We start from the raw sequence: 14,825 nt of genomic DNA, 5'->3' as shown, positions 1-14,825 counted from the left end.
ATGCAAATAGAACTGAATCATGCTGCCAAAAACTGTCAGCAGTCGCTGCTATTGTCCGGGTATCCCAAGAAGAGGAGCTCCCAGACATGATCAGCCCGAACCTCATCATTCTCTACGTGAAGGACCCCGCCGAAAGCGTGCCCTTCTACCGCGATCTGCTCGGCCGCGAGCCGGCGGTCGCCTCGCCTAATTTCGCGGCCTTCCCCGTTGAAGGCGGCTTCACACTCGGCCTCTGGCGGCGCAGCAGCGTCCAGCCACAGCCGTCGGCCATCGGCAATCGCGGCGAAGTGGCTTTCATGGTGGAAGGCGAAGGCGCCGTCGCGGCTCAATACGAAGACTGGCGCAAGCGCGGCCTGCCGATCGCCCAGGAACTGACGACCATGGATTTCGGTCCGACTTTCGTGGTTCTCGATCCTGATGGCCACCGGCTGCGCGTTTGTGAGCCGGATAAGTAAGTTGCAAGGGGACGCCATATCGCTCCCTTTTTTACTGTACTTAGAGCGGATCCGCTCTCCACGGAGGCGCTAACCGCTCTAACCTTTTGATTTCACGCAATTCCAGTCGGAAAACCGCTTCGCACTTTCCTGGAATTGCTCTAGAGCTCACCCCGCATTGGGTGTCCCCGGTAGACCCCCAGGATACGTACTTTTTCGGAGAAGAAACGCAGCTCCTCCAGGGCGCGGCGCACGGGAGCGTCGACGGGATGACCCTCGATGTCGGCATAGAACTGCGTTGCCACGAACTTGCCGCCGAGCTGGTAGCTTTCGAGCTTCGTCATGTTGATACTGTTTGTTGCAAAGCCGCCGAGCGCCTTGTAGAGCGCGGCCGGAATGTTGCGCACGTTGAAGACGAATGTCGTGACGATTTTCTCCTCGTCAGAGCCTCTCGTCGCCCATTCCTCATCCCGCGAAAGTATAACGAAGCGTGTCACATTGCTGTCTGTGTCTTCGACATTCTCGGCCACGATCTCCAGACCATAAAGATCGGCAGCCAATCGCGGGGCGAGTGCGGACATAGTTCGGTCGCCGCTCTCCGAGACAAGCTTTGCCGCCCCGGCGGTATCGCCGGCCACGACCGCCTTCCAACCATGCGCCCGCACGATCTGGCGGCACTGACCGAGTGCATGGATGTGGCTGTGGACGGTGCGGATCTCGTCCTTGGTCACGCCCGGCAGAACCATGAGCTGGAAACGGATCGGCATGAAATATTCGCCGATTATGTGCAGTCGTGATTCGGGCAGCAGGTGGTGGATGTCGGCGACACGCCCGGCGATCGTGTTCTCGATCGGGATCATGGCGATGTCGGCTTCCCCGTTGTCGACCGCCGTAAAGGCGTCCTCGAACGTCTGACAGGGGAGCGGCTCCATGGACGGGAACACGTCGCGGCAGGCCATGTCGGAATTGGCGCCGAACTCGCCTTGGAAGGCAATCCTGTTTGTCTTTTTGATCATGGGGAATATCCGTCAGGAAGCGCGGCCGGCGAGGATGCGGCGGGCCTTTTCGAGGTCTGCGGGAGTATCGACACCGAGAGGAACGGTGTCAACGATCTCCACGTCGATCCGCATGCCCGCCTCCAGCGCGCGCAACTGTTCCAGCGATTCGCGCTTTTCCAGAACCGATGGCCCGAGGCTGACGAATCGCTCCAGCGCGGCGCGGCGATAGGCATAAAGGCCGATATGATGATAAAGCGGGCCTTGGCCATAAGGCGCCGTTGTCCGGGTGAAGTAGAGTGCGCGCAGCCGGTTCTGAGAAATCGGTGAACCGATAACCTTGACCACCTGGGGCGCGGTCTTTTCCTCCTCGTCGGTGATCTCGACGGTCAGAGTGCCGATATCCGTCGTTTCGTTCTCCAGGGGGCGAAGGGCGGCGCGGATCGTCAGGGGATCGATGGTCGGAAGATCGCCTTGCACGTTTACGACGATTCGCGCCCGCCTTTCGGGATCGACAATCGTCAGAGCCTCATGAATGCGATCGGAGCCGGACTGATGATTTTCACCGGTCATGACGACCTCGAAGCCCGCGGCGGCGACCGCAGCAAACACTTGCTCGTTATCCACGGCCACGACGACGCGGCCAATATTCGCTTCCCGAGCTCGCATCGCCACCTGCACGATCATTGGCAGGCCGCAAATATCGGCAAGCGGCTTGCCCGGAAGCCGGGTCGAAGCCAGACGCGCCGGGATCAGAACCAGTACGTCTTCTAAATTTGGATCACTCATTGTTCGGCCTTCTATTCCGGACTGGAAAGTGTCAAAAAGTCTCACGTCCAAGACCATTTACACGGTTGCAACAACTAGCCAAAAGACATAGGTTCCGCGCGATTTCAAGATGGGGCCGGTTCAGGTCTGCCGGCTGCAAGGGGAGCATTGCAGATGAATTCATACGTCAATATGGCAGTGGGGGCGCTGTTGGGTACGATTTTCGTCCTGATGTCTGTCTCCATTGCATCGGAAGGCATTTTCCATTCGGAAGCGCCGGAGAAGGAAGGCTTTGCGATCGTGGCCGAGGAGACCCCGGCTGCGGGCGGCGCCGCCGGCGAAACCGCTGCGGCTGCCGTTCCGATTGCCAAGTTGCTTGCATCCGCCGATGCGAAGGCCGGCGAAACGATCTTCAAGAAGTGTCAGGCCTGTCATGACGCCACCAAGGGGGGGCCGAACAAGGTTGGCCCGAATCTCTTTGGTGTCGTAGATCGCCCGATCGCCTCGCATGAGGGCTTCGCATACTCCTCCGCCATGAAGGACTTCTCCAAGGGCGGCAGCGAAAAGTGGACCTTTGATCACCTCAACCATTTCCTGATGGCGCCGAAGAAGTACGTCGCCGGCACGGCAATGGGCTTTGCCGGACTGCCGAAGGACACGGATCGCGCCAACGTCATCCTCTATCTGCATACGCTCGCCGACTCGCCGGTTCCGCTTCCGGATCCGAACGCTGCCGCCGCGACGCAGTAAAGGCAGGATCCTGATCACGAAGGGTTCAAGCCCGACCGGTCATCATCGGTCGGGCTTTTTGCGGCAACGGCATGCATCATACGATATCCTTCCGTGCCCTAATACGACGGTCCACGTCATAGACGGCCAGACCCTCGTCGATTTCCGGCGGGATGCGCCATTCCTCGGCTGAGAGCGATTGCCGCCCGTCGCGGAGCCCTGTGGCCCAATGCTCGCGCATCGAGACGGCCGAGAACTCGTAATCCTTGGAATGAGTTCGAAATTGCTTGCTGCGGTAAATCAGATGGATGATCGTGACGCCATAGTCCGAGCAGCTTCGTTTCATCCCGCGGATGACCGGATCATCCAGCGCCTCGGCGGGAAGGCGCGCATAAAGCTCCGCGATCGTCCGGCGCAATCGGTGACGTTCCAGGAAAAGATCGGTGTTGAGACGCGTCCGGCTTGAATAGAGGATGTCCTTGCGTCTCTCCTCGACCTCTTCGAGATCTTCCGGAAGCGGTCCCGTTGCGCTGAAGAGATCGACCTGGAACACCACCGTGTCGATTTCCGGCCCGCTCCTCAGGACATAGGTCAGCGGCGTATTGGAGACCAGGCCTCCATCCCAATAATGCTCGCCGTCGATTTCGATCGCCGGAAAGCCCGGCGGCAGCGCACCGCTCGCCATGACATGCTCAGGGCGGATCTTCGTGTTGCGATTGTCGAAGAAGGCGAAATTGCCACTGCGGACGTTCACCGCCCCAAGGCTCAATCGGACCGGCCCGTTGTTAATCCGGTCGAAGTCCACGTGCTCGAGCAGGGTCTGGCGGAGCGGCGCCGTATCGTAGAGGCTTATCGCGCCGGCGGAGCCGCGTTTCTGGAACCAGGGCAGGACATGGTGCGGCCGGAAAAAACCGCGAACCCCGAGCAGCACGGACCACCATGAGCTTGCATTGCGATAATGGCGGCTTGTCTCCGCATCCCGGTGCCTCAGCCAGTCGACGGGAAACTCGACAGAAACACGTTTCCAGAAGGATCTGAGCTTTTCCAGCCGCTCTTCAGGCCCGTTCCCGGCCATGATGGCGGCATTGATGGCGCCGATGGAAATTCCGGCGATCCAGTCCGGTTCGATGCCCTGTTCCGTCAGCGCTTCGAAAGCACCCGCCTGGTAGGAGCCGAGCGCGCCGCCTCCCTGCAGGACGAATACTTTTTGCGCGTAGGCTGAAGCCGGGTTCTGCTTAATTGACGCTGCAATATTCATGCATCCATCCTGTGTTGCACCGCGACATGCAGCAATTCAAAGTGATAAGCGATCTTTATGCGTCTGAAAATACGCATAGTGCTGTAGGAGCGGCAGTCGTCGATAGAGATATGCATTCCATGCCGTGCAATCCGCATCGGATGAATGTCGACTGTCCGGCCCCCTCGGTCAGCCGAGAATATAGGCCCATAGGGACACGGACAGCGCCCCGAGCGCCGTTGTCAGCGTTATCGTCGAGGCCGCCAGACTGTGGCCGACGCCGAAGCGGTTGGCGATCAGCCAGGCGTTCACCCCGGTCGGCACCGAAGACGTCAGCACCATTGCCGAGGTCCATTGTGAATTGAGCCCCAGAAGATGGCTGCCTATCCAGACGCAACCTGGCAGGAGAAGCAGCTTTAGCGAGGACGTCACGCTGGCGATGCCGAAGTTTCCGGAAACGCCATATTTCTCAAGTGCCATGCCAAGAGAGATGAGCGCGGCTGGCCCGGCAATGCTTGCGATTTGGGCGACGACCGAATCGAGGGTGGAGGGCAGGCGCAAGCCGGTGAGATGGACCACCATTCCGGCCAGCAGCCCGATGACCAGCGGATTGCGGACGAGGTTGGTTCCGATCTGCCTGAGGACAAGCGCTATGCTGCGGCTGCTTTCGCTGGCCATTTTGCGCTCGGCATGCTCCATCAGGATTGTTCCGGCGATCATCATCACAGGCAGATGCACGGCCAGCAGAATCGACAGCGCCACAAGACCTTCGCTGCCGACCGTCCTTTCCACGAGTGGCAGGCCGATGAAGATATTGTTGGCGAAGGCGGACGAAACGCCCGCCAGAACGCCGATGCGTTCGTCGCGGCCAAAAAGGCGTGTTGCGGCGATGTGACCGAGCGTCCAGGTCACCGCGACGCCGGAGAAATAGACGACCCAGAGACGGAAGGGGGAAGCACCATGGAAATCGGCCTGCGCAATCGTGCGAAACAAAAGCAGCGGAACGGCGATCTTGAAGACGAATTCGCCCAAGGCATCGCCGACGGTTGCCGTCAGCAAACGCGTCCGGACGATCACCCAGCCAATGAGGATGAGCACAAAGATCGGCAGGACGTCGAAGATGATTTCAGACATGCGGGAGGGCTGGGTTTCGGACGGTGTGGCTATACGCTGTAACAGCAAACAGCGGGCTGTGACAGATGCAATACGTGCAATGCTGTCAAACACGCCATTGCCCGGTTCCTTAAAGCCGATTTAAGGAACCGGCAGTAACTTTTGTGCGCCTTGCTAAGACGTACGGTGCTGTAATCAGCCAACAAAAAAAGCGGGCCTAGCCCGCTTTTCCGCATCCGGCCGCGCCGGATAGCTCAGCCTGCCACACTGCCAGTTCATCCGTGGTCAGCATTGCATGCCGATGAGGCAAAGAGTGTCATACCCTTCGATCGACGACGGACGAAATCCGTTCCTCATGTCGATCCGCTTGACGAAGCTCTATATGCATAAAGTAACAGGTAAATGACTATCGGCTGAAATCGCTAAAATTCTACCTTCCGGTGAAGGTCGTTTTTTCTTTCAAACCGGATAAAAACCGCTAATAGGAGTCCGGCTAACACATACGCGAGGGCTCTCCTTCATATGACTCGATTCGATGTTCTGACCGTCGGCAATGCAATCGTCGACATCATCTCCCGCTGCGACGACCAGTTCCTGATCGACAACCAGATCACCAAGGCGGCCATGAACCTGATCGATGCAGACAGGGCGGAACTTCTCTATTCACGTATGGGTCCAGCTCTCGAGGCGTCCGGCGGCTGTGCCGGCAACACGGCTGCCGGTGTTGCGAACTTCGGCGGCAAGGCTGCATATTTCGGCAAGGTCGCCGAAGATCAACTCGGAGAGATCTTCACGCACGACATTCGCGCCCAGGGTGTCTATTACCAGACAAAGGCGAGGGGGACCTTTCCGCCCACGGCTCGCTCGATGATCTTCGTTACGCCGGACGGCGAGCGCTCGATGAACACCTATCTCGGAGCCTGCGTCGAGCTCGGCCCGGAGGACGTAGAGCCCGCGGTCGTGGCGGACGCGAAAGTCACCTATTTCGAAGGCTATCTCTGGGATCCGCCGCGCGCCAAGGAGGCGATCCTCGATTGTGCTCGCATCGCACATGAGAATGGCCGCGAAATGTCGATGTCTCTCTCCGACAGCTTCTGTGTCGACCGCTATCGCGGGGAATTCCTCGACCTCATGCGGACCGGCACGGTCGATATTGTTTTCGCCAATCGGCAGGAAGCCCTCTCGCTCTATGAGACGGAGGATTTCGAAGAGGCCCTGACGCTGATGGCGCGGGATTGCAAGATCGCTGCCGTGACGATGAGCGCCGATGGTGCGGTGATCCTTCGCGGCAAGGAACGCCACTATGTCGATGCGATGGCTATCGACGAAGTCGTGGACACGACGGGTGCCGGCGATCTCTTTGCCGCCGGTTTCCTCTACGGCTACACACAGGGCCGTTCGCTTTCGGATTGCGGCAGGCTCGGCTGCCTTGCCGCAGCCGTCGTCATACAGCAGATCGGACCGAGACCGATTACATCCTTGAGTGACGCGGCCAAGGAGAAAGGCCTTATTTGAAGGCCTCGCCGGGATAGGCGCCCCAGATTTCGGATTGCGCCACCCAGCCCTCGCTTCCGCCAGTGCTGACGAGACACCAGTTGCCGTTGCACTGGCCGACATGCAGCAGCACACCAGGCTCCAGCCTGGCAACGACCGAGCTTGAGGGCTGCGGCTCACGTCGCATGTTGACGTAAACCGCCTCGCCTTTGCCCTTCATCCATGGGGCGGCGATGGCGGCGCGCTGCCCTGAAAGAAGCGACTGATTGACCCAGCCCTCGGTCCCGTCCGCGTCGCGAACGCGGCGCCAGTTGTCGTATTCCTGGATGATCTCGACCGGAAGCCCGGATTTCAGATAGAGCCATGAGACGGCATAGTCGGTGCCTGGGCCGATGCGAAGGTTCACCCTTTTCGACTTGAGGGTAACGAAGCGGGGAAGCGGCAGGCCACTTGGACCCTTGGCGGCCTGGGCCCGGGCAAGATCGGTGCTTGCCGCTGCAAGGATCACGCCGATGGCAATTGCAATGCAGGACTTCAGAATGTGGCTACGCATGACGGATTCCATTGACTCGAATACCATGCGAGACGCGGCTCTGCCGTCGTCTCTCGCCCCCGCCTTGCAATCCGCCACGAGTTTTATTTGTCTTCGCCTGCGGGTCTGGTAGAAAATGCCGGGAACAGGAAAATTATCTCCCTTCTTGGTTAAGGACCTCTGAACAAGGCATGGGCGGCGTGATGACAACGAAGAAAAAGCCTAAGGTCTATATTACCCGCAAATTGCCGGAAGTCGTCGAAACCCGAATGCGGGAGCTTTTCGACGCCGAACTCAATATCGACGACACGCCGCGCACTGCCTCGGAGCTTGCCGCTGCGGTCAGAACGGCCGATGTCCTGGTTCCGACGGTGACCGACCGTGTCGATGCCGCTCTCATCGAGCAGGCCGGTCCGCAGATGAAGCTGATCGCCAGCTTTTCCAACGGCACTGATCACATCGACGTCGATGCCGCTGCCCGCAGGGGGATCACGGTCACCAACACGCCGAATGTTCTGACGGAAGATACGGCCGACATGACCATGGCGCTCATCCTCGCCGTGCCGAGACGGCTTGCGGAAGGGGCGCGCGTGCTGACCGACAAGCCCGGCGAATGGGCTGGCTGGTCGCCGACCTGGATGCTTGGCCGACGCATTTGGGGCAAGCGCATCGGCATTGTCGGCATGGGGCGGATCGGCACAGCGGTTGCCCGACGCGCCAAGGCGTTCGGTCTCTCGATCCACTACCACAATCGCAAGCGCGTCAATCCGGCGACCGAAGACGAACTGGAAGCGACCTATTGGGACAGCCTTGACCAGATGCTCGCCCGCGTCGACATCGTCTCGGTCAATTGTCCATCGACGCCGGCTACCTTTCATCTGCTGTCGGCGCGGCGCCTCGCGCTGCTGCGGCCGACGAGCTACATCGTCAATACGGCGCGCGGCGATATCATTGATGAGGGCGCTCTGATCACTATGCTGCGCGAGGGCAAGATTGCCGGCGCGGGGCTGGATGTCTTCGAGAACGAGCCTGCGGTCAGTCCGAAGCTCGTCAAGCTCGCCAATGAAGGCAAGGTCGTGTTGCTGCCGCACATGAGCTCCGCGACGCTGGAGGGCCGCATTGACATGGGCGACAAGGTCATCATCAACATCCGCACCTTTATCGATGGCCACCGCCCCCCGAATCGAGTCCTGCCCTGGCGCTGATTAAAGCTTTTTCCGTAAATAGCTTTGTGAAAACAAAAAGTTATTACGAGGAGCGCTCTGCCTTATGCGCGAGGGTCTTGCGCATCTCGATCGAGGTAATGCGGGTAAAACCCGGATGCGCGCTCTGCCCTGCCTTCTCGAAGCCCCAGGCTTGGAAGGTTGCGTGGTTGCCGGTCAGTTCGACACGGGTTTCAAGCCGCAATGTCGCCAGCTCCGCCGCTCGTGCCGTTGCTTCAGCAAGCGTCTGCCGATACCCTCGCCCTGTCGCTCGGGCAGGACGGCGAGCTTTCCGATATAGAGGCAATCCGGTTCCGGGCGGCAGAAGACGCAGCCGATGAGCTTGTCATCGTCGAGAATCACGTGGGCGACTTCGCTGCGCGCTTTTGCCGCGAGCGAAGCCGGTGTCAGCGCCAGGGCGGAGGACGGCGGATCGATGAGTCCGTTCATATAAGCGAAAGAGCGCAGGATGAGATCCAGCAACTCGTCCCATCGCTCGAAATCGCCGTTGAGGGTAAGGACATCCATAGGGGCTTATTCTGCGGCCGCTGCCTTTGCGCGCTTGTATCGCACAGTGTCGAAACGGGCGGCCAGTCCGTCATAGAGCAGCAGCTTGCCGACCAGAGGCTCGCCTGTCCCGGTGACAAGCTTGATTGCCTCCATCGCCATCAGCGTGCCGATGACGCCAGTCAACGCTCCGATAATGCCGGCTTCGGCACAGGACGGCACGAGGCCCGCGGGCGGGGGAGAGGGGAAGAGGTCGCGATAGGACGGATGGAAACTGCCGTCCGGTCCCTTCTCATAGGGCTTCAGGACCGTGACTGACCCGTCGAAGCGGCCGACCGCACCGGTGACAAGCGGGACCTGCGCCGACTCCGCGGCATCGGCCGCGACATAGCGCGTGTCGAAATTGTCCGATCCGTCGATGAGCAGGTCGAAGTCGGAAAGCTGTCGGAAGGCGGTTTCCGGCGAGAAGCGCTCTTCGAAACGAATGACCCGGACATGCGGGTTGAGTCGGGCGATCGCCGTGGCCGCGCTTTCGGTTTTCAGTTCGCCGATTGTACCGGAATCATGGATCACCTGCCGTTGCAGGTTGGAAAGCGAGACGCGATCGTCATCGGCAATGCCGATCGCGCCGACGCCCGCCGCCGCCAGATATTGCAGCACCGGAGCGCCAAGACCGCCCGCGCCGATCACCAGCACGCGCGCGGCCTTCAATTTCTGCTGACCGGCGCCACCCACTTCGGGAAGCAGGATATGGCGCTGGTAACGATCGATTTCTTCAGGGCTCAAAGGTTCCATGCCGGCGATGATATCATCCCGGGCGTGGAGGGGAAACCGGGATAGCTCCTAGAGCCGGATGATTCAGGTCGAATCGACCTGAAATCAGAATCCTGGTCGAAAATCAAAAGGTTAGAGAGGGATGTCGCCCGAAAACCGTGTACACATTTCGGCATCCCACTCTATGTTTCCGACAGGCCGCCATGCGCAACGGTGAAGAATTGCGCCCTTTCGCCGAGCGCCGCGAACATCGTCCGGTCCGTGCCGGTCATGAAGGCCTGTCCGCCGAGACCATCGATCAGGTCGAACAGGGCGGCGCGGCGACCCTCGTCCAGATGTGCGGATATCTCATCGAGCAGCAAAATAGGTGCATGGCCGGTAATGTTGCCGACGAGCCGGGCATGGGCGAGCACGAGACCCGTCAGAAGCGCCTTCTGCTCTCCTGTGGAGCAGCGTTCTGCCTCCATCCCCTTTTCCCGATGGCGGACGAGGAGATCGGCCCGGTGCGGCCCATCGAGCGTGCGTCCGGCGGCGGCGTCGCGATAGCGGCCGTCCTTCAGCATCTGCGCGTACTCGTCTTCGAGATCCACCGCCGGGCGTGCGAATTGCCCGTCCAGGAAACCGGAAAGCTCCAGCCTTGCGGAGGGAAAGGGCGTTGTCTCCTGTGTCTCGTCTATGAGGCGGGTGAGAAGTCCCAGCATTTCCTGGCGGGCCAGCGCCATGGCGACCCCAAGGCTCGCCATCTGCGCTTCGATGCCGGAGAGCCAGGCCGGATCGAAACGGCCCTCGGAGAGCAGCTTGTTGCGGCTTCGCATGGCACGCTCGAAATCGCCGGCGCGGCGTCCATGCGCGGGGTCGAGGGAGAGCACGAGGCGATCGAGGAAACGCCGCCGATCGGAAGAGCCGCCGGTGAAGAGCCCGTCCATGGCAGGCGTCAGCCAGAGCACACGCAAATGGTCCGTCAGCTCGTCGGCGGTCTTTGCCGGCGTGCCGTTGATTCGGAGACGTCGCACCGCCGTCTCGTCGATCGTGTCGACGCCGGTGCCGATCTCCACTTCACCTTCCATGCCGTCGATTTCGGCGAAGATGGAAAAGCCTCCGGCTGCGCCGACGCGCACAACATCGCCATAGGGCGCGCGCCTGAGGCCTCGGCCGGGCGACAGGAAGGAGACGGCCTCCATGAGATTGGTCTTGCCGGCACCGTTTTCACCCGTCAGCACCACATGTTTGCCGTCGAGCGAAAGTGCCGCCGCCACATAGTTGCGGAAGTCGGTGAGCTTCAGACGGGAAATGGCAACCTTGTGCGGCATCGTGAATCCGGATCGGGTGAAAGGCCAGAGCTAAGCCGAACCCGATTGGATAGCAAGGCTGACGTCGTCTGCGAACGGCCTATATCGGCGCGCCGACGAGTTGCGGGTGGCGCGGTCCGTCGGCGATCGAGAAGCGCATACGGTATTCGGTGGGTGACAGGCCGAGAATCTTCCGGAAGATCTTCCGATAGGCATTGGTGTCGTCGTAGCCGCTCTGCCAGGCAACCTGCTCGATCGAAAGATACGAGCGCTCGAGCAGCTCGCGCGACTTTGCGATCCGCAGACGCTGGCAATATTCCGTCGGATTGATACCCGTCGCCTTCTGGAAGCGGCGCAGAAAGGTGCGCTCGCCGAGCCCGGCGCGATCGGCCATCGTCTGCAGCGTCATGCCCTTCGTGTTCGTTCCATGCAGCCAGTGCTGGATCTTCAGGATGACGGTGTCGCCGTGATCGAGCTTGGGCGAGAACATGCTGTAATAGCTCTGCTCGCGGGCACCGGGATCGACGAGCATGAAGCGCGCCGTCGCAAGCATCACCGACGAACCCATCAACCGGTCGACCAGCTTCAGGCCGAGATTGATCCAGGCCATCATGCCGCCGGCGGTGATGATGTCGCCCTCGTCGATCACCAGCCTGTCCGTATCGATACGGATATTGCCGAAACGCTTGGCGATCAGCTCCCGATGCGACCAATGGGTCGTGACTGTACGCCCTGTAGCCAGCCCCGATTCCGCCAGCAGATAGGCGCCGCCGCAGACGGAGCAGATTGTTGCGCCGCCGGCATGCTGCTGTCGAATCCACTGCGGCAGGTTACCCATGCGCTTGCCGACCGGCAGATCTGCGAGCGTCGGTGGCAGGATTAGCGCCATTAATCCGGCGGACGGTCCTGGGTGGGTGTCGATGGTCTTTGCGACCGAACCATCTTCCATGAGCTGCCAATGGCTGACACGAATTTGCGGCGCAGTCTTTCCGCCTTGTTCGGCCGCCTGCATCCCGGAGACCTGGAACATATCGGTCAACCCGTGGATCGCCGACATCAGAGCGCCTGGATAGACCACGATTCCGATCTCTGCCGGACTGTCAAACGCCGCCTTTGTCACTTCTGCCCCCATCGTTGTCAGCTTTGCCGGTCGTGAGGTTAGGCCTGCCGGCGTATCAATTCAACCAGCGCACCGGACAGGACGCAACTGGTTCAAATCTAGAGCAATTCCAGGAAAAGTGCGAAGCGGTTTTCCGTTCGGAATTGCGTAAGAGCAAATGAAAAAGGAAGAGCACCATGGCACAGGCAAAAGCAATTTCCACGACTGCAACAGTCTCCCGCCGCGACATCCTCACCGGCGCATTCGCAGCCGCCGCATCCGCTGCGGCAATCGTCGCGACCAATAACCCCGCAAAGGCGGCAACCACTACCTCTCAGACCCGTACAGAAGGAGCAACGACAATGGGCAGCAAGATCATCACTCGCGATGGCGTCGAAATCTACTACAAGGACTGGGGTCCGAAGTCCGGCCAGCCGGTCATTCTAAGCCATGGATGGCCGCTGACCGCCGACAGCTGGGAAGCGCAAGCCTTCCATCTGGCGAGCAACGGCTTCCGTGTCATAACCCATGACCGCCGCGGCCATGGGCGTTCCAGCCAGCCTTGGGACGGCAACGACATGGATCACTACGCTGACGATCTTTCGGATCTGATCGAGGCATTGGATCTCAACAACATCATACTCGTCGGCTTTTCGACCGGCGGCGGCGAGATCACACGCTATATCGGCCGCCACGGCACGGGCCGCGTCGCAAAGGCTGGCCTTATCTCCGCTGTCCCGCCGCTGATGGTCAAGACGGACAAGAATCCCGGCGGTCTGCCGAAGGAAGTCTTCGACGGCATCCAGGCCGCAAGCCTTGCTGACCGCTCGCAGCTCTACAAGGATATCGCCAGCGGCCCGTTCTTCGGGTTCAACTGGCCTGGCGCCAAGGCGTCACAGGGCATGATCGACAGCTTCTGGGTGCAGGGCATGATGGGTGGTCACAAGAACACCTATGACTCGATCGTCGCCTTCTCGCAGACGGACTTCACGGAGGATCTGAAGAAATTCGACGTCCCGACGCTGATCGTCCATGGCGACGACGACCAGATCGTACCGATCAATGCCGCCGCCCGCGCCTCCAAGAGGCTTGTCCCCCATGCCATTCTGAAAGTCTATGAAGGTGCACCGCATGGCATCACCGATACCCACAAGGAACGGCTCAACGCGGATCTTCTGGAATTTGCAAGGTCGTGACGGTTCAATGTCGACGCGTCAACGGCTTGAGAATTCTGCGTTCAAGTGAATGCGCTTGAACGCAGAAAGATTCTCTAGAATTAAGGAGTTAGAGTGGAATGTCGCCCACACCTTCGGCATCCCGCTTTAGCACCGGCCGGTATCCCCATCGAGATTTCAAGGAAAAACGATAATGATCCGCATTGCTGAAAAGAGTGAGCTTTCCAATCCCGAGCGCCGGGCAGTTCTGGCCGGGGGCATTTCCATCGCAGCACTATCCCTCCTCCCGAAAAGCGTTTATGCAGCCGACATTCACCGGTTCAGCAACGGCGCCTTCGACATAACGGTGGTGAGCGATGGCTTTCTTACGCTTCCTGCGGAGGTCATCCTGCCGGATGCTGCTCCTGAGGAGCGGGAGCCTATCCTAAAGCGTCTCGGCGGCAACGCTGCAAGCGCGCCGTTTCAGGCCAATATTCCGCTCATCCGCACCGGCAACGATCTGATCCTGATCGATGTCGGCTCTGGCACGAATTTCCAGGCGAGCGCGGGACGTCTTGCCGACAACCTGAAGACCGCGGGTGTCGATCCAGCCGCGATCACGAAGATAGTCCTGACCCATGCGCATCCGGATCATTCCGGCGCCCTGACGACGCGGGAGGGAAAGCTGCTTTATCCGAATGCCGACTATTTCGTCAGCGAAGCCGAATGGCAATTCTGGATGGATCCGGACTACGAGAAAAATATGCCTTCGGTATTGCATGATTTTGCCCGCGGCGCGCAGCGGGATCTCTCGGCGATCAGGGAACGTGTGACCACGGTCAAGGCCGGTGACGAAATCGTCTCGGGCATCCAGGTCCTCGATACCCGCGGCCATACGCCGGGCCATATTTCATTGCAGCTCGCCGGCGGAGACGGACTTATCATTACCGGCGATGCCGCCACCAGCAATGTCGTGTTCTTCGAACATCCCGGTTGGCATTTCGGCTTCGACACCGATGCGGAGGTCGCCCTTGCCAACCGCAGGGCGCTGATCGATCAGGCTGCGACCGAGAGGGTCAAGATGCTGGGCTATCATTGGGCCTATCCCGGTGTCGGCTATGCCGAGCGCGCGGGCAATGCTTACCGTTTCGTGGCGGCATGATAGGCTGCGTTTCCTGGTCGTGAATGGAACCGCTCGGACGCGCGGTTCCTCCGCTGGCTAGATTTGAGATCGATTCGGCCTGAAACCACCTGTCTCTAGTGGAATTCGCACTCATGCAGAGCGACGAGCAGTTCGTCCTGGGTCTGGTGTCCTGCGTGATAAAGATCAATCGCCATATTAGCCACGGAGAGACCCTGCTGGCTGCGCAGCTTGATGTTGCGCTCCGCGCACCAGGAATAGAGCGCGCCGGCGAGCACATCGACATCGTCGGAGAAGAAGGCAGGGTTGACCGGTGTCGACACGTGATACTCCAATAAGGTCGCCAAACATTCCGGC

The 14,825-nt window shown here is 60.1% G+C and carries 15 protein-coding genes and 1 pseudogene; 6 read left to right on the top strand and 10 right to left on the bottom strand.

All coding sequences use genetic code 11. The features are described 5' to 3' along the window. Nucleotides 1–86 precede the first annotated feature (86 nt). Nucleotides 87–455: a VOC family protein gene (locus AAE029_RS23980; RefSeq protein ID WP_371075408.1), complete on the top strand. Its 369-nt coding sequence runs from the start codon at nucleotides 87–89 to the stop codon at nucleotides 453–455. 140 nt (nucleotides 456–595) lie between these two features. Here the strand turns inward: AAE029_RS23980 and AAE029_RS23975 are convergent, their stop codons facing one another. Both AAE029_RS23975 and AAE029_RS23970 read right to left on the bottom strand, forming a co-directional pair. Then, on the bottom strand, nucleotides 596–1,450 hold the full coding sequence (locus AAE029_RS23975) for a prephenate dehydratase (protein ID WP_371075407.1): 855 nt from the start codon (nucleotides 1,448–1,450) through the stop codon (nucleotides 596–598). 12 nt (nucleotides 1,451–1,462) lie between these two features. Continuing rightward, a complete protein-coding gene (locus AAE029_RS23970; RefSeq protein WP_371075406.1) occupies nucleotides 1,463–2,218 on the bottom strand; it encodes a 3-deoxy-manno-octulosonate cytidylyltransferase in 756 nt (251 codons plus the stop codon). Between the two features lie 153 nt (nucleotides 2,219–2,371). Here AAE029_RS23970 and AAE029_RS23965 point away from each other — a divergent pair, with 153 nt between their 5' ends. Further along, nucleotides 2,372–2,947, top strand: coding sequence for a cytochrome c family protein (locus AAE029_RS23965; RefSeq protein WP_371075405.1), 576 nt, complete (start codon nucleotides 2,372–2,374; stop codon nucleotides 2,945–2,947). Between the two features lie 76 nt (nucleotides 2,948–3,023). Here AAE029_RS23965 and AAE029_RS23960 read toward each other — a convergent pair whose 3' ends face one another. Both AAE029_RS23960 and AAE029_RS23955 read right to left on the bottom strand, forming a co-directional pair. Then, nucleotides 3,024–4,184, bottom strand: coding sequence for a patatin-like phospholipase family protein (locus AAE029_RS23960; RefSeq protein WP_371075404.1), 1,161 nt, complete (start codon nucleotides 4,182–4,184; stop codon nucleotides 3,024–3,026). Between the two features lie 168 nt (nucleotides 4,185–4,352). Then, nucleotides 4,353–5,297, bottom strand: coding sequence for an AEC family transporter (locus AAE029_RS23955; protein ID WP_371075403.1), 945 nt, complete (start codon nucleotides 5,295–5,297; stop codon nucleotides 4,353–4,355). A 501-nt stretch (nucleotides 5,298–5,798) separates the two neighbouring features. Between AAE029_RS23955 and AAE029_RS23950 the strand changes: the two genes are divergently transcribed. Next, nucleotides 5,799–6,791 carry an adenosine kinase gene (locus tag AAE029_RS23950; protein WP_371075402.1) on the top strand — a complete coding sequence of 331 codons (993 nt, stop codon included), beginning with the start codon at nucleotides 5,799–5,801 and terminating at the stop codon, nucleotides 6,789–6,791. Here the strand turns inward: AAE029_RS23950 and AAE029_RS23945 are convergent. Continuing rightward, entirely contained in the window at nucleotides 6,784–7,323 is a 540-nt protein-coding gene (locus AAE029_RS23945; protein ID WP_371075401.1) for an SH3 domain-containing protein, read from the bottom strand. The genes AAE029_RS23950 and AAE029_RS23945 overlap by 8 nt on opposite strands. Nucleotides 7,324–7,505: 182 nt before the next feature. On the opposite strand from AAE029_RS23945, the gene AAE029_RS23940 reads away from it, so the two are divergent. Continuing rightward, nucleotides 7,506–8,507 carry a 2-hydroxyacid dehydrogenase gene (locus tag AAE029_RS23940; protein WP_371075400.1) on the top strand — a complete coding sequence of 334 codons (1,002 nt, stop codon included), beginning with the start codon at nucleotides 7,506–7,508 and terminating at the stop codon, nucleotides 8,505–8,507. Between the two features lie 43 nt (nucleotides 8,508–8,550). Here AAE029_RS23940 and AAE029_RS23935 read toward each other — a convergent pair. The 4 genes and pseudogenes from AAE029_RS23935 to AAE029_RS23920 all read right to left on the bottom strand — a co-directional run bounded on the left by AAE029_RS23935 (nucleotide 8,551) and on the right by AAE029_RS23920 (nucleotide 12,194). Further along, nucleotides 8,551–9,032, bottom strand: a pseudogene (locus AAE029_RS23935) (GNAT family N-acetyltransferase). 6 nt (nucleotides 9,033–9,038) lie between these two features. Then, nucleotides 9,039–9,806, bottom strand: a complete 768-nt coding sequence (locus tag AAE029_RS23930; protein ID WP_371075399.1) for a molybdopterin-synthase adenylyltransferase MoeB — start codon at nucleotides 9,804–9,806, stop codon at nucleotides 9,039–9,041. Nucleotides 9,807–9,967: 161 nt separating this feature from the next. Beyond that, entirely contained in the window at nucleotides 9,968–11,095 is a 1,128-nt protein-coding gene (gene recF, locus AAE029_RS23925; RefSeq protein WP_371075398.1) for a DNA replication/repair protein RecF, read from the bottom strand. A 79-nt stretch (nucleotides 11,096–11,174) separates the two neighbouring features. Beyond that, entirely contained in the window at nucleotides 11,175–12,194 is a 1,020-nt protein-coding gene (locus AAE029_RS23920) for a GlxA family transcriptional regulator (RefSeq protein WP_371075397.1), read from the bottom strand. 176 nt (nucleotides 12,195–12,370) lie between these two features. Here AAE029_RS23920 and AAE029_RS23915 point away from each other — a divergent pair, with 176 nt between their 5' ends. Both AAE029_RS23915 and AAE029_RS23910 read left to right on the top strand, forming a co-directional pair. Continuing rightward, complete coding sequence (locus tag AAE029_RS23915) at nucleotides 12,371–13,369, top strand: alpha/beta fold hydrolase (protein ID WP_371075396.1); 999 nt, start codon at nucleotides 12,371–12,373, stop codon at nucleotides 13,367–13,369. A gap of 172 nt (nucleotides 13,370–13,541) precedes the next feature. Continuing rightward, entirely contained in the window at nucleotides 13,542–14,489 is a 948-nt protein-coding gene (locus AAE029_RS23910; RefSeq protein ID WP_371075395.1) for an MBL fold metallo-hydrolase, read from the top strand. Between the two features lie 95 nt (nucleotides 14,490–14,584). On the opposite strand, the gene AAE029_RS23905 is transcribed toward AAE029_RS23910, so the two are convergent. Next, nucleotides 14,585–14,791: a hypothetical protein gene (locus AAE029_RS23905; protein WP_371075394.1), complete on the bottom strand. Its 207-nt coding sequence runs from the start codon at nucleotides 14,789–14,791 to the stop codon at nucleotides 14,585–14,587. Nucleotides 14,792–14,825 lie beyond the last annotated feature (34 nt).

The organism is Sinorhizobium sp. CB7, assembly GCF_041357635.1.
Taxonomy (GTDB): domain Bacteria; phylum Pseudomonadota; class Alphaproteobacteria; order Rhizobiales; family Rhizobiaceae; genus Rhizobium.
The sequence above is the reverse complement of the archived record's forward strand: the minus strand, read 5'-3'. Positions and strand labels throughout refer to the sequence as shown.